This is a genomic window from Psychrobacter okhotskensis, assembly GCF_013248965.1.
Lineage (GTDB): Bacteria > Pseudomonadota > Gammaproteobacteria > Pseudomonadales > Moraxellaceae > Psychrobacter > Psychrobacter okhotskensis.
In genome coordinates, this window is record NZ_JABRVQ010000014.1 from 55,735 (window position 1) to 69,279 (window position 13,545).

At 44.5% G+C, this 13,545-nt stretch carries 13 protein-coding genes; 10 read left to right on the forward strand and 3 right to left on the reverse strand.

Features of this window, described 5'->3' with window-relative positions; all coding sequences use genetic code 11:
• Window positions 1-81: 81 nt before the first annotated feature.
• From mrdA to scpB, 8 genes are all read left to right on the forward strand, one after another.
• On the forward strand, window positions 82-2,049 hold the full coding sequence (mrdA, locus tag HQR03_RS08415) for a penicillin-binding protein 2 (RefSeq protein ID WP_173239860.1): 1,968 nt from the start codon (window positions 82-84) through the stop codon (window positions 2,047-2,049).
• 28 nt (window positions 2,050-2,077) lie between these two features.
• Window positions 2,078-2,755, forward strand: coding sequence for a 16S rRNA (guanine(966)-N(2))-methyltransferase RsmD (gene rsmD / locus HQR03_RS08420; protein WP_101211445.1), 678 nt, complete (start codon window positions 2,078-2,080; stop codon window positions 2,753-2,755).
• Between the two features lie 211 nt (window positions 2,756-2,966).
• On the forward strand, window positions 2,967-3,395 hold the full coding sequence (gene rplM, locus HQR03_RS08425) for a 50S ribosomal protein L13 (protein WP_010199223.1): 429 nt from the start codon (window positions 2,967-2,969) through the stop codon (window positions 3,393-3,395).
• A 10-nt stretch (window positions 3,396-3,405) separates the two neighbouring features.
• Window positions 3,406-3,792 carry a 30S ribosomal protein S9 gene (rpsI, locus tag HQR03_RS08430; protein WP_025652801.1) on the forward strand — a complete coding sequence of 129 codons (387 nt, stop codon included), beginning with the start codon at window positions 3,406-3,408 and terminating at the stop codon, window positions 3,790-3,792.
• 293 nt (window positions 3,793-4,085) lie between these two features.
• Window positions 4,086-5,183, forward strand: a complete 1,098-nt coding sequence (locus HQR03_RS08435) for an LpxL/LpxP family acyltransferase (protein ID WP_173239861.1) — start codon at window positions 4,086-4,088, stop codon at window positions 5,181-5,183.
• 139 nt (window positions 5,184-5,322) lie between these two features.
• Complete coding sequence (trpS, locus tag HQR03_RS08440) at window positions 5,323-6,411, forward strand: tryptophan--tRNA ligase (RefSeq protein ID WP_173239862.1); 1,089 nt, start codon at window positions 5,323-5,325, stop codon at window positions 6,409-6,411.
• A gap of 161 nt (window positions 6,412-6,572) precedes the next feature.
• Complete coding sequence (locus tag HQR03_RS08445; RefSeq protein WP_173239877.1) at window positions 6,573-7,388, forward strand: segregation and condensation protein A; 816 nt, start codon at window positions 6,573-6,575, stop codon at window positions 7,386-7,388.
• A gap of 25 nt (window positions 7,389-7,413) precedes the next feature.
• Window positions 7,414-7,959 (forward strand): SMC-Scp complex subunit ScpB, encoded by a 546-nt coding sequence (gene scpB / locus HQR03_RS08450; protein WP_173239863.1) that lies wholly within the window; start codon window positions 7,414-7,416, stop codon window positions 7,957-7,959.
• 159 nt (window positions 7,960-8,118) lie between these two features.
• Here scpB and lolA read toward each other — a convergent pair whose 3' ends face one another.
• The 3 genes from lolA to rplU all read right to left on the reverse strand — a co-directional run bounded on the left by lolA (window position 8,119) and on the right by rplU (window position 9,842).
• On the reverse strand, window positions 8,119-8,808 hold the full coding sequence (lolA, locus tag HQR03_RS08455; RefSeq protein ID WP_173239864.1) for an outer membrane lipoprotein periplasmic chaperone LolA: 690 nt from the start codon (window positions 8,806-8,808) through the stop codon (window positions 8,119-8,121).
• 373 nt (window positions 8,809-9,181) lie between these two features.
• A complete protein-coding gene (gene rpmA / locus HQR03_RS08460) occupies window positions 9,182-9,439 on the reverse strand; it encodes a 50S ribosomal protein L27 (protein ID WP_010199200.1) in 258 nt (85 codons plus the stop codon).
• Window positions 9,440-9,530: 91 nt separating this feature from the next.
• Complete coding sequence (gene rplU / locus HQR03_RS08465) at window positions 9,531-9,842, reverse strand: 50S ribosomal protein L21 (RefSeq protein ID WP_025652795.1); 312 nt, start codon at window positions 9,840-9,842, stop codon at window positions 9,531-9,533.
• Window positions 9,843-10,438: 596 nt separating this feature from the next.
• On the opposite strand from rplU, the gene HQR03_RS08470 reads away from it, so the two are divergent.
• Both HQR03_RS08470 and HQR03_RS08475 read left to right on the forward strand, forming a co-directional pair.
• The gene (locus tag HQR03_RS08470; protein ID WP_101211212.1) at window positions 10,439-11,464 is read left to right on the forward strand and encodes a polyprenyl synthetase family protein; all 1,026 of its coding nucleotides are present in this window, start codon (window positions 10,439-10,441) and stop codon (window positions 11,462-11,464) included.
• A gap of 645 nt (window positions 11,465-12,109) precedes the next feature.
• Window positions 12,110-13,516 (forward strand): efflux RND transporter periplasmic adaptor subunit, encoded by a 1,407-nt coding sequence (locus tag HQR03_RS08475; RefSeq protein ID WP_173239865.1) that lies wholly within the window; start codon window positions 12,110-12,112, stop codon window positions 13,514-13,516.
• Window positions 13,517-13,545 lie beyond the last annotated feature (29 nt).

A 13,545-nucleotide genomic window follows, 5' to 3' on the forward strand; every position in this document is an offset into this window, starting at 1 on the left:
TATTCATCGCGCTTAGACTGACTATCCCACCGTTTTATCCCGCTTCTGATGTTTCGCCGACCGCCTGAGTACTGATTTTATATGAATAAACCGCTAGCTTCCGACACCGAACAGGTCAACCGTATTTTTGCGCACCGGATCATTATCTTTGGGCTACTAATATTTTTGGGTCTGAGTGGTTTGCTACTACGCTATGGTTATTTGCAAGTCTATGCTCATGATAAATATACGACACAGGCAGACAACAATCGCATTAAGCTGATATCTGCACCGCCAAGCCGTGGTTATATTTATGATCGTAATGGGGTGATACTGGCGGACAATCAGCCTGTATTTACGGCGATGCTCAGCCCTGATGAGGTCGAAAACCCAGAACGTACCTTAAATTTGCTCGCGCCCATCTTTGAGCTTACCGATAAAGACATCACGGATATTTTGGCACGTCTGAGCAAAAGTAAAAACGATCCAGTGACCATTAAAATCGATTTAACCGAAGCACAATTGGCGCAGTTCAGCGAGCGCAAGCCTTTCTTTCGCGGTGTTACTATCCAGAGCAAGTTGACACGCTCATACCCTTACGACGAGCTGTTCGCCCACGTCATTGGTTACGTCGGCCGTATCAACGACAAAGAAAGCAAGCGCATTGACAAAGATCGCTATGCGGGCACGGATCTCATTGGCAAAATCGGTATTGAAGATTTTTATGAAGATATTTTACTTGGACAACCGGGCTACCAATCGGTAGAGACAGACGCTCACGGCAATATTATTCGCCAACTAGACACCAAACCGCCGATTGCAGGTAATGATATTACCCTGAGCTTAGATTACGGTTTACAAACCGTCGCTCAGCAGCAGCTCGATGGTCGTCGCGGCGCTATTGTGGCGATAGACCCGCAAAACGGTGACGTACTGGCCTTTGTCAGTAATCCAAGCTATGACCCCAACCCTTTTATCTCTGGCATCTCGTTTAGAGACTATGGCTCACTACGGGACGATCTGGATCAGCCACTATATAATCGGGCATTACAGGGCACTTACCCGCCCGGCTCTACTATCAAGCCTTTTGAAGGTTTGGGCGGGATTCATTACGGTCTGCGTGATTGGGACACCACTATTTATGATCCTGGTTATTTCAGTCTGCCCGGAGATACCCACCGTTTTCGCGATTGGAAACGTGGTGGTCACGGCACAGTCGATCTCAAAAAGTCTATCGTGATGTCGGTTGATACCTACTATTATAAGCTGGCCTATGAGATGGGCATTCAGCGTCTGCATGATTGGATGGTACGTTTTGGCTTTGGCGAGGAGACTGGCATTGACTTGCCCAATGAAAAGTCAGGCATTATGCCATCGCCAAAATGGAAAAAAGACACGTACGATAAAGGCTGGCTACCGGGTGAGACGATCTCAGTCAGCATCGGTCAAGGGTATTTCTTAGCCACGCCGCTACAGATCGCCAATGCGACAGCGATGACTGCCAACAAGGGCTATCACATTACCCCGCATCTGTTGAAAAGCAGCGATGGGGCAGCAGAGGTCAAGGTCATCACCAAACCCGATGGCAAAATCGACTATAACGGCAAACCCTCTGATTGGCTACGCATGCATGATGCGATGGAAAGTGTGGTGAAAGGTGGCACGGGACGTGGTATCTATACGCCGCGCTATCGTATCGCGGGTAAGACTGGTACGGCACAGGTAAAATCCATCGCTCAAGGCAAACGTTATGATAAGTCTGCGATAGACAAGCGCCACTGGGATCATGCGTGGTTCAACGGTTTTGCGCCAGTAGAAGACCCACAAATCGCCCTTGCCGTGTTGGTCGAAAACGGTGGCGGCGGTAGTGCCGTGGCAGCACCTATTGGTCGCGCGCTATTTGACTATTGGGTATTACAACGCAAAAATGATCCTATATTGCCACCAACAGCTGATCAACTAAAAGTCATCAAACGCCAAAAAGCTTTTGAAAAAGTCATGCGTGATGCCCTGCGCGACAAAGAAGCAGCGTTAGCAGAGCAGGCAGCACCCACGACAGCGAGCGAATAAAGACCCATAAAGAATAAGAACGGTGACCATGAAAAAAGTAGCAACATCGCATAGCACTAAGCGTAAAACGTCTCATCAAGCAAAATCGTCGGCTGCCGGTCAGGTACGTATTATCGGTGGACAGTTTAAACGGCGCAGCGTCAGCTTCATCGATGCCGAAGGTTTACGTCCGACCCCTGATCGCCTGCGGGAGACCCTATTTAATTGGTTACTTGCTGATATTCATGGTGCATACGTGCTCGACAGCTGTGCCGGTAGTGGCGTTTTAGGCTTTGAGGCACTGTCTCGTGGTGCGGCACACTGCACCTTTATCGAGATGAATCGAGCACAAAGCGACATGCTGCAGCAAAGCGCTGAGCAGTTGCGCCTCGACGCTGATACCTATCAGATTATCAATGGCACCGCAGAGCAAGTATTGATGCAAAGTCACCTTGTCTCGCGCCCTTTTGATATTGTCTTTATCGATCCGCCCTATGCTGAAGATTTGTGGCAGCCGATTTTAACGACGCTTATCAGCCAGTCGCTCATTAGCCCCACGACCCTTATTTATTTAGAGGCCGATAAAGACTTAGCAGCACAATTGAATCAGCTAGCGAATATATTCAATGAAACATCAATGATACAAGCGCCAATCAGCTTTGATTGCCTCAAACAAACCAAAGTGGGACAAGTTGTCGCTGGACTTTATCAGCTATCATCGTCATAATTGTTTGGTTAATAAAAACGATTAACAAACGTTACAAATGTTTAGAACCGCTAAAAAACTGGCCAACGCTGCAGTTTAATGTATATAAGGCGAAAATAAACCCCAATGCAGCTTGCAAGCGTAGGCGCTACTGCTTATAATGTGCAGTCTGTTTTTTGAGAGCCCCGTTCCCAGCTAAACTCTCAACGAATTCTAATTTTAAGGTTTTATCATGAAAACACTTAGTGCAAAACCAGCTGAAGTGACCCATGACTGGTATGTCGTAGATGCTGACGGCAAAACCCTTGGTCGCTTAGCCACTCAAATCGCTACTCGCTTACGTGGCAAGCATAAGCCGTCTTTTACGCCGCACGTTGACACTGGTGACTTTATTGTTGTCATCAATGCTGACAAAATCACGGTAACGGGTAAAAAAGCGCAAGATAAAAAATACTATCGTCACAGTGGCTATCCAGGTGGTATCAAAGAAACCAACTTCAGTAAACTGCTTGCACATAAGCCTGAAGATGTTCTACACAAAGCGGTTAAGGGTATGCTTCCAAAAGGTCCTCTTGGCTATGCGATGATCAAGAAGCTGAAACTATATGCGGGTACTGAACATCCACATGAAGCACAGCAACCTAAAGCACTAGACATCTAAGGATACACTTATGGAACGCAATTACGGAACTGGTCGCCGCAAAACTTCTACTGCTCGTGTCTTTTTAGCTAAAGGTACTGGTAGCATTGTTGTTAACGGCAAGCCACTTGATGAATATTTCAGCCGCGAAACCTCACGCATGGTTGTTCGTCAGCCTCTAGAATTACTTGACTCACCTACTGCTTATGATCTTTTTATTACGGTTAAAGGCGGCGGTATCAGTGGTCAAGCGGGCGCTATTCGCCACGGCATCACGCGTGCATTGATCGAGCTTGACGAAGCCAACAAACCTGCTCTAAAAGCAGCTGGTTTTGTGACTCGTGATTCACGTCAAGTTGAACGTAAGAAATTGGGCCTACGTAAAGCACGTAAACGTCCACAATTCTCGAAACGTTAATCAAAACTACTTCTTTGCTTTTTGTGGTTATCGTCTTTTTCTCAGAGTCGATTTAACCGTATTAAGCAAAAGAATAGATTTGCAAAACCCCATAAGCTGGTCACAGCTTATGGGGTTTTTTTATGCCCACTCATCTCTTTATTGACAAGCGATGTATGGCGTAAGCGGTTGCGTTGCACACCGCTCTTATTGCCGCACTTTGCGAAAATGTTGCTTGCAAAGCGCCTAACGCTACCCCATCATATTACCTATCTATTTATGATACGCCGTTATTTATAGCGCAGAAGGATATTATGAAAGCGCCCGAACAATACGATCCAAGCAAGTCATCAAAGACCGATATGCCAGCGCCAACTGCCGCGCAGCATGGGAAAGCAGCGAAGTCACCCGCTATTCCTATCGGCACGCCAACGATTACTCAAACCCATAAACGTACGGCGCAATCGCATAAAAAGTCTTTTCAATGGCAGTTTTTGCTGCCTAAATATTGGGCTATCTGGTTATTGCTGGTTATTTTTCTACCGATGATATACCTGCCATTACGTTGGCAGTTTTGGCTCGGGCGCAAAGTAGGTATCTTGATTTATAAAGTAGCAGGATCGCGGCGACGTGATACGCTGATTAACTTAAGGCTAGCCTTTCCAGAGAAACCAGAAGTCGAGCGCGAGCTGATGGCTAAGCAAGTCTTTGTCAACCAAGGTATTGGTGTGTTCGAAACCTTATGTGCATGGTTCCGACCAAATATCTTTACTCGTACCGTTTCTATCTCTGGATTACAGCATCTCGTTAATGCCCAAAACGAAAATCGTCCGGTCATTCTACTAGGCGCTCACTATACCATGCTCGATTTGGGCGGCTTACTTTGTGCACAATTCTTCCCTGTAGACTGTATGTATCGCACGCAGAATAATCCACTCCTTGATTGGTTTATTTATAATGGTCGCACCAATATATTCGGTACACAAATTTCTAGCCGAGACATGCGCAGTTTAGTCAATTCGATCAAAGCCGGACATGTTATTTGGTATTCTCCTGACCAAGATTATGGTCTTAAACAAGGGGTAATGGCACCATTTTTTGGTGTGCCAGCAGCGACTATCACCGCCTCAAGACGCATGGCAAAGCTAGGTAGCAAAGACAAGCCACCTGCTATCATGGCATTGCATACCTATCGGCAGACGCCTGATAATCTGCCGCGTGGTAAGCGCCCCCATTATCATCTGACCATTACCCCAGAATTAGACAATTATCCCAGTAAAGATGAGGTCGCTGATGCCACCCGCGTCAATGAAGTGTTAGAAGGATTGATTCGTATTGATCCGACTCAGTGGATGTGGTTCCATCGCCGCTTCAAAAATGGTCCTAATGGTCGGACTGGTATTTATAAGTAGACTCCTATTCCTAAGAAAATTGCTGGGAAAATTTGCTATACTTTGCAGCTAATATTTTGTGCCATTGCCAGCATATAAATATCTTACATTGATAATAATTTGATAAACAAAACTTTTATAAATAAATAACGGATTTTCCATGAATAATAACAGCCCTAATACTAGTAGCCAAAATTCTACAGATTCAACACCAATCAAACGCATTTTAACTGGCATTACCACTTCAGGCATTCCACACTTAGGCAACTATGTAGGCGCCATTCGCCCAGCGATTCAATCTATTCAGAACAGTAATGATGAAGCTTTTTTCTTTTTGGCCGATTATCATGGCATTATTAAATGCCATGACCCTACACTCATTTATGAATCGACCAAAGCCATTGCAGCGACTTGGATTGCCTGCGGTCTTGACCCTGAGCGTGTGACGTTTTATCGGCAGTCAGATGTACCAGAGATACCGGAGCTTGCATGGATACTCAATTGTTCATGTACCAAGGGTCTTATGAACCGTGCCCATGCTTATAAGGCATCTGTCGATATTAATAACGAAAAAACTGACGTTGATCCCGATCAAGGTATCACGATGGGTCTGTTTGGCTATCCGGTACTGATGGCTGCGGATATCTTGATGTTTAATGCCACGCATGTGCCTGTTGGTCGCGACCAAATTCAACATATTGAAATGGCGCGTGATATTGCCGGAACTTTTAATCATAAATATAAGCCGCTATTTACGCTACCCTCTGCGGTGGTCGATGATGAGATGCCGCTATTGACGGGTCTTGATGGACGTAAGATGAGTAAGAGCTATGGCAATACTATTCCGCTATTTGGTGAGCTAAATCCACAAGTTAGCCCTGAAAAACAGATGCACAAAGCCATCATGAAAATTGTGACCAACTCACAACTGCCAGAGGAACCAAAAAATCCTGACGACTCTGCTATTTTTGAGATTTATAAGGCCTTTGCCACGCCGACAGAGATTGCTGATATGCGGGCACAGTATGCTGCCGGTATTGGTTGGGGTGATGCCAAACAAGCATTGTTTGATAAAATCAATAATGAGATAGCCCCGTTCCGTGCGCGTTATGAAGAGCTAATGGCCAATCCAAAAGAGCTGGAAGAAATCTTACAAATGGGCGCTGACAAAGCTCGTCGCCATAGCCGTAAGCAACTAGACAAAACCCGCCGTGCCATTGGTATCCGTCCACTTGCCAAACTTAAATAATCGGGTTGTGACCAAGACGAATGCTAAATTTGGCAACTGAGTTAGCGTATCAAGAAGTGGCTGTATCACAAGATACCTTGTCTGTAGCCGCTCAGCAAAATTTTGTGGCTGTAAAAACTCAAGAGGCTAGAAGGGCTAAAGATGGCTCAGCTATCAATGATATGTCACTGCGTATTTATCAGACACCGGTGCAGCATCTGCCAGAAGATTTGTATGTACCGCCGCAAGCATTTGCCATTTGGCTTGAGCAATTTGCTGGACCATTAGATTTTTTATTATATCTGGTAAAGAAAAACAACGTTGATCTGACCCAAATGCCGATATTGCCCATCACTGAGCAATATTTGGCTTATATCAGTGAGCTAGATACCGATCATTTTGAATTGGCCGGTGATTACTTGCTGATGGCATCAACGTTGATTGCGATCAAGACCGAGCTATTATTGCCAAAGCCAGAGACCCCAAGCGATGAGCGCGACCCAAAAGCTGAGCTGATTGAGCGCCTCGAAGAGTATGCGCAAATCAAAGTAGCCAGTCAGCGTTTGGACAATCTGGTCCGTCTTGAGCGCGATGTGTTTTTGGCGATGGCTAGTATGCCCAGTCAAGATATTATGAATGCCGAGCTGCCCAATTACTCGCCAAATCTGTTGATTGATAGCTTATTTAAAATGCAGTTACAGCCCGACTATCAGATGCATACCATTAAAGTCGATGCCGTTCCTCTTGCTGACCGTATCGCCAGTATTAGCCGTCAATTAAGTATGAATGGCGCGCGCTCGTTTTATGGGCTATTAGATAAAACTCAAGGCAAGATAGGTGTGGTGGTTAGCTTCGTTGCCGTGCTCGAGCTGATGAAACGCCAGCTAGTTGGTGTTATAAACGCTGATTTAGAGAGTCACCCTAACGATACTGCTACTGGTAATGAATCTGCTGAAGACAGCCACCTAGGGTCATTAACGTTACAGTGGTTGGCTTAATGGTTTTTAATAGAGAATATGTAAAATGACAGATACGCAGCATCTACATTTAGCAGAGATGAGCAAACATATTGAAGTGCTGCTTCATGCATCCGAAGCACCACTCACCGCTCATAATTTAAAGAAGCACTTGTCTGTGTCTAGCAAAGATCTCAAACAAGCTTTGGCATTATTACAGCAGCGCTTGGATACAGGTGTACTAAGCTTGCATGAGACGGCCAGTGGTTATCGCCTACAAATTGCGGATAGCTACAGTGGCTTGATTCAGCGTGTATTCCCGCAGCGTCAAGAGCGCCTTAGCCAAGCCTTACTTGAGACACTGAGTGTGATTGCTTATAAGCAGCCAGTGACCCGCAGTGACATCGAGCACGTGCGCGGTGTCACGCTATCGAGTAATATATTGCGTCAGCTGTTCGATAAAGGCTGGATTGAAGAGAAAGGTTATAAGGAAACCTTGGGTCGCCCAGCATTGCTACATACCACGCCACAATTCTTAGATGCCTTTGGATTGAATCATTTAGATGAGTTACCACCGATGCCAGATATGGCAGCCATTAAAGCGCTCTCTTAGCCTCAAAGTACGCTCTTAAACAGCTTGCAATAAGAACTGTATACTATTTTTAAGACCATAAAAAAGGACAAACCTAATAGGCTTGTCCTTTTTTTGAAGCAAATTTTTAAACCAGTTTTTCTAAATCACTACAGTTAGATTAACAGTACTGATTATTAATTATTGGTTAATAATATCAACGCCCTTTGGCGGGGTAAATTTAAACTGGCTGCTGCTGATGCTTGGGTTCAGTTTGATGCCACTAAACTTGATAGAGGTCGTTTGACCTAAGGTATCATTTAGCACCATCATGACTGGCTTACCACCACTAAAGCTCATTGATAAACTCTTAAAGCTGGCACTATCCGACTTTGGATAAAGCACATAGTAGTTTTTATTATCATACGGCTGGGTGATTTTAAAGTTTTTATCGATTTTGCTTGGATCACCTGATAATAAGAGTGCTGGGGTATTACCCACTTGGCTATCGACGTTTTGCTTAGTCGCTTGCTCTAAATCTTTGTCATAAACCCACATCGAGCTGCCATTAGCAATGATTAGCTGCTGTGAAGGTGACTTTGTCTCCCAGCGAAAGTTGTTTGGACGCTGCACACTCATAGAGCCAGAAAACGTGCCACTATTAGCGCCTTTGGTTGTTTGGCTAAAGTTAGCCGTCATACTCTTGGTATTGGCTAACAGTGTATTTAAACGCTTAGCAGCCGTCAAGTTATCCGCAGGGGCAGCCGTCGCTGATTGTGTGAGTGCCATCATCGGCGCTGCGACACCAAGTGAGGTCATCAACACACCTGCTAAAGCACCGCCCATCATTTTTTGTTTTAGGCTCGTGGTTTGTTTATTTAGTAAAGTCATTATTAATCCTCTCTCAAAATGCGTAATCGCTAAAAAATAAATGTTGTTATTAAAATTTTTGTTTTCAATACTGTTTAATAGCCTAGATAAAACCAGCCTTATTAAGCAATGCGCACAGTGTGCCAGTTTTTTCATTACGCGCCTAGTCATGATTTGCAATCATTACTACGCCTGCCATACGCGCTTGTAACCACCTCTGTTACACACTATATCAAGATATTTATATAAAACCTTATAGGGTCGATTGGTTCACAAGCTTAGACTTGCTCTGGCTTACAGACACAAAAAATCCTCTACTACCAAACGGTAATAGAGGATTTTTTAGTCATCAGATTGTTTTACTCGAAAAGAATAAAACAACCTAGATGGGCAATTATGCGCTTTCAACCATAACATAACGACGGTTGAATTTACCTTTGGTCGCAAACTTTACCACACCGTCATTCAGTGCAAATAAAGTATGGTCACGACCCATGCCAACGCCTTCGCCTGCGTGGAATTCTGTACCACGTTGACGAACGATGATGTTACCGGCAACGATGGCTTGACCGCCAAAGATTTTTACGCCGAGCATTTTTGGGTTTGAATCACGACCGTTACGGCTTGAACCGGCAGCTTTTTTATGTGCCATGAGAAAATCTCCTTGTTAATGTGACTTATCGCTAATGCGACAACTCTTAAGCATTTAGTGCGCTATTTAGCAGTAATTGCTAAGTGGATAATTAGGCATTAATCGCTTTGATTTTTAACAAGGTGTACCATTGGCGGTGACCTTGCTCTTTGTGATAATGCTTACGACGGTTGTGCTTGATGATACGGATTTTTTCGCCGCGACCATGTTCAACCACTTCTACTTCTACGCTAGCACCTTCAACGATAGGCTGACCGATTTTGACAGTTTCACCGTCAACAACCATCAACACATCTTCAAATTTGATTGTTTCGCCTTTTTCTGCTTTTAGTAATTCAACTTTTAAAAGCTCATCGACGACTACACGGTGCTGTTTACCACCAGTTTTGATTACTGCGTACATTGTCTGACTCCGTTTAACCCGTGTGCCGTGGATGATATTATACCAACGCTTTTATGACGAACACGACAGGGAAAAATTAAAGGCAAGATTTTACGGCTTTTTGCTCATAAAAGCAAGCCGCGCCTCTTGTTTTTGTAAGGTGATTACACTAAACCAGCGCTAATACTACTACATCTATTAATATAGAGGGAATGGCAGTGTGACTGATGGTTAAGTCGATCGAATCTGCCACTCAAGCAAAATGCTTACTAATAGTAATAAATACTGACTTACATCTAACAGCGGCCATTATAACGCATATAATCAGTTGCTTACAGTCTTTTATCAATCGCTTTTGCTTAAGCAGCCATTGTTGATAATGCCCCATAAAACTATTTATAATTCTTTTTTGTTTTTATCATTTTTATTTGGTATTTAATAGAGATATACAGGCAGTTTTAGAGTCGATGCTCTGCGTCATGTCTTACTTTATTCAACAATTGAGACGCCTAGCTATGCTATTATAAGCCAGACAATAACCCTAGGTAGGTAGCTATCCTAGCTATAGATTAGGGCTATTACCCACCCTTTTATTTTCATTAATATGACTATTTATTATGACCAGTACCCCTTTAGATAACATCTCTCCTACTTCTCAATCTACGCTGACCTATGCTGATATCCAAAATATCGTGGCGGATGATTTTGAAATTATGGACAAGCAAGTATTCGGTAGTCTGAACTCAAAAGTCCAATTGGTGATGAGCGTCTCACAGCATGTGATTAATGCAGGTGGTAAGCGGATGCGCCCGTTGATTACCTTGTTATGTGCGCGCATGCTCAATGATGCACCATCACAGCAGGCCATGCATTTGGCAGCCATTACTGAGATGCTGCATACGGCAACTTTAGTGCATGACGATGTGATTGATGAGTCAGGGCAGCGCCGTGGTAAGCCAACGGCGAATGCCACTTGGGACAATGCCACAGCAGTACTGGTCGGTGACTATCTGATTGCCCGCGCCTTTAACTTGTTGGTTGGTTTTCAAAGCTTGCCACTACTGCAGGTATTCTCAGACGGGACTTGTGATATTGCCGAAGGTGAAGTATTGCAGCTGCAACATCAGCATAACCCTGCCGCGACTGAAACCGATTATCTCAATATTATCGATGGCAAAACCTCTCGTCTGTTTATGATGGCGACCCAAGGCGCAGCTATCTTGCAAGACAAAACAGAATATATGACCGCGCTGGGCGATTTTGGTCAGCACTTCGGTAATGCCTTCCAGATTATCGACGATGTACTCGATTACAGCGGTGATAGTGAGCTAATGGGTAAAAACTTGGGTGATGATTTAGCCGAAGGCAAACCAACCCTACCGACTATTAAAGCGCTTGAATTATTAAAAGACAGTGATAAAGCAGGCTATGAGCAATTACGTGTCGCTGTACAAACGGGCAAAACACCCAATGCAGAGCAGCTTATCGAATTGGTACGCACCTCTGGCTCATTAGACTATTGTAAGCTGCGCGCTTTGGAAGAAACGAAGCTGGCACAACAAGCGCTAAGTACCTTGCCTGACAATCGTTATCGCCAAGGGCTGCACCAATTAACAGAACTTGCCAGCGCACGTTTATTATAGTCTGACTGCTAACATTTACGCTGTGCCCATATCTGTGTCTATAAAAGTCGTCTTCGATACAGGTTTTGGCTCATTTATTTAATGGTCACATTTAACGGTTGCTAAAATAAAGGTTTTGGTTGCACATGGGATTTTTGAGGTCAAACAGGTAGGAATAACCGTCTCATATGACTTTTATAACAAAAGTTAACATTTTTTGTCATCGAAGCCTCTAGATGACTTTTTTGGTTATTCGTTGGTGTGTCGCTTGTAACCACGGCACTTAGCGCAAGATTCACAACTAAAGTCGCTGTTTTTTCTGGCAAACCCTATTCTAAAGTACTTGACTATGGGGTAACCCCATTAGTTTATAATAACTGATTAAATTTACTAATCAATTTTATGGTTTGCCTACATCTATGACGCTAAAAATCTTGCCTCATTATTGCGCATATAACCTTAGCGACCGAATATTCTGGTCATAATCCGCTACTAAAATTGGTGCTATTAAAACTGATTTTATTAACAATGCGATGAGCAAAATATGCCGAGGCACATAGCCTCAAGACTACCCATATATTTACTCTTTAAAGAATTTAATACGTTAAGATTTATTTATAAACTTTTTATACTGTCATTATTTATTTTATATTGCCGAGGACATTGATGAAGCACTCTTATCTTGCGCTTGTAATAGCATCTGTACTATCTGGAGCTGTACTGGTTGGCTGTGACAAAAACGAGGACGCCGCTGGCGCTGATGCCGCCGCACAGCAGCAGATGCCGCCTGCCGTCGTCAACGTCCAAACTGTCACTTTCGATACGGTACCTCAAGTACAAACATTTTCTGGACGTACAGCGGCTTATCAAACCGCTGACGTTCGTCCACAGGTCAACGGCGTCATTGACGAAGTACTGTTCCGCGAGGGCGGTAATGTCAAAAAAGACCAACCGATGTATCGTATCAATACGGACAACTACGCTACCTCTATTACTAGTGGTGAAGCAGCGGTCGCTCAAGCACAAGCCAATTATCAGACAGCACTGGCTAATAATGCCAATGCCAAAGCTGAATTGGGCAGTCGCCAAGCGTCATTAGCTCAAGCGGTTAATGACTTCCAGCGCCTACAAGGGCTTGTGGAGATTGATGCTATCTCGAAGCAACAATACGATCAAGCACAAACGCAAGTCCGTACTGCACAAGCTGCATTAGACAGTGCACGAGCGACTGTCGGTCAAACGCAAGCAGGTATCGAAAGCGCAAAAGCGGGCATTCAAACCGCGAAAGCAGGTTTAGAGTCCAGTACCCTTGATCTGAATCGTACCATCGTACGGGCACCAATCTCAGGGCGCACAGAGCGCTCAAATGTGACGGCTGGTACTTTGGTTAGTGCCAGTCAAGCCAATCCGTTGGTGACTATCTCGCGCTTAGATCCTATCTATGTCGACATCAGTCAGTCTTCGTCTGAGCTGTTGAAATTGCGCCAGCAAATATCGGAAGGCAAAGCGCAGCCCGGTATGAACTCGGTTGAATTGGTACTAGAGGATGGCTCGGTCTATCCGGTACGCGGTAAGCTTGCACTATCTGAAGCAAAAGTGGATGAGTCAACTGGCGCGGTTACCTTACGTGCCATCTTCCCAAACAGCAACAACATCTTGCTGCCAGGTATGTATGTGACTGCCCGCTTGACCCAAAGTGTCATTACCAATGCGGCATTAGTCCCGCAAAGCGCAGTGACACGTACACCTAAGAGTGAGACGCAAGTCTATATCGTCGATGAAAACAACAAAATCCAAGTACGTCCAGTTACTATTAATGGTACTTACAACGGACAGTGGGTTGTCACTGACGGTCTAAAAGCAGGTGATAAAGTGGTGGTGATTGGCGGCTCAAAAGTCAAACCTGAACAAGAGGTAGTCGCTAAGCCACTCGAAAACGCCAATCCAGCACCATCTGCAAAAGGACAAGGCACGCCAAACGCCAAAACGCCTCAGCAAGCTGCAAAAACGGTGGATAAGCCAGCTGGTAACGAAACTTCTGCTAAGAAACCTACAGAAACCGCTGCTAACTAATTCCATTCAAAGATAGGAAGACTTAGGGA

Bases quoted from the DNA above. Each gene is read 5' to 3' on its own strand.
- mrdA (WP_173239860.1), top strand. From the start codon at position 82: ATGAATAAACCGCTAGCTTCCGACACCGAACAGGTCAACCGTATTTTT.
- rsmD (WP_101211445.1), top strand. From the start codon at position 2,078: ATGAAAAAAGTAGCAACATCGCATAGCACTAAGCGTAAAACGTCTCAT.
- rplM (WP_010199223.1), top strand. From the start codon at position 2,967: ATGAAAACACTTAGTGCAAAACCAGCTGAAGTGACCCATGACTGGTAT.
- rpsI (WP_025652801.1), top strand. From the start codon at position 3,406: ATGGAACGCAATTACGGAACTGGTCGCCGCAAAACTTCTACTGCTCGT.
- HQR03_RS08435 (WP_173239861.1), top strand. From the start codon at position 4,086: ATGAAAGCGCCCGAACAATACGATCCAAGCAAGTCATCAAAGACCGAT.
- trpS (WP_173239862.1), top strand. From the start codon at position 5,323: ATGAATAATAACAGCCCTAATACTAGTAGCCAAAATTCTACAGATTCA.
- HQR03_RS08445 (WP_173239877.1), top strand. From the start codon at position 6,573: ATGTCACTGCGTATTTATCAGACACCGGTGCAGCATCTGCCAGAAGAT.
- scpB (WP_173239863.1), top strand. From the start codon at position 7,414: ATGACAGATACGCAGCATCTACATTTAGCAGAGATGAGCAAACATATT.
- lolA (WP_173239864.1), bottom strand. From the start codon at position 8,808: ATGACTTTACTAAATAAACAAACCACGAGCCTAAAACAAAAAATGATG.
- rpmA (WP_010199200.1), bottom strand. From the start codon at position 9,439: ATGGCACATAAAAAAGCTGCCGGTTCAAGCCGTAACGGTCGTGATTCA.
- rplU (WP_025652795.1), bottom strand. From the start codon at position 9,842: ATGTACGCAGTAATCAAAACTGGTGGTAAACAGCACCGTGTAGTCGTC.
- HQR03_RS08470 (WP_101211212.1), top strand. From the start codon at position 10,439: ATGACCAGTACCCCTTTAGATAACATCTCTCCTACTTCTCAATCTACG.
- HQR03_RS08475 (WP_173239865.1), top strand. From the start codon at position 12,110: ATGAAGCACTCTTATCTTGCGCTTGTAATAGCATCTGTACTATCTGGA.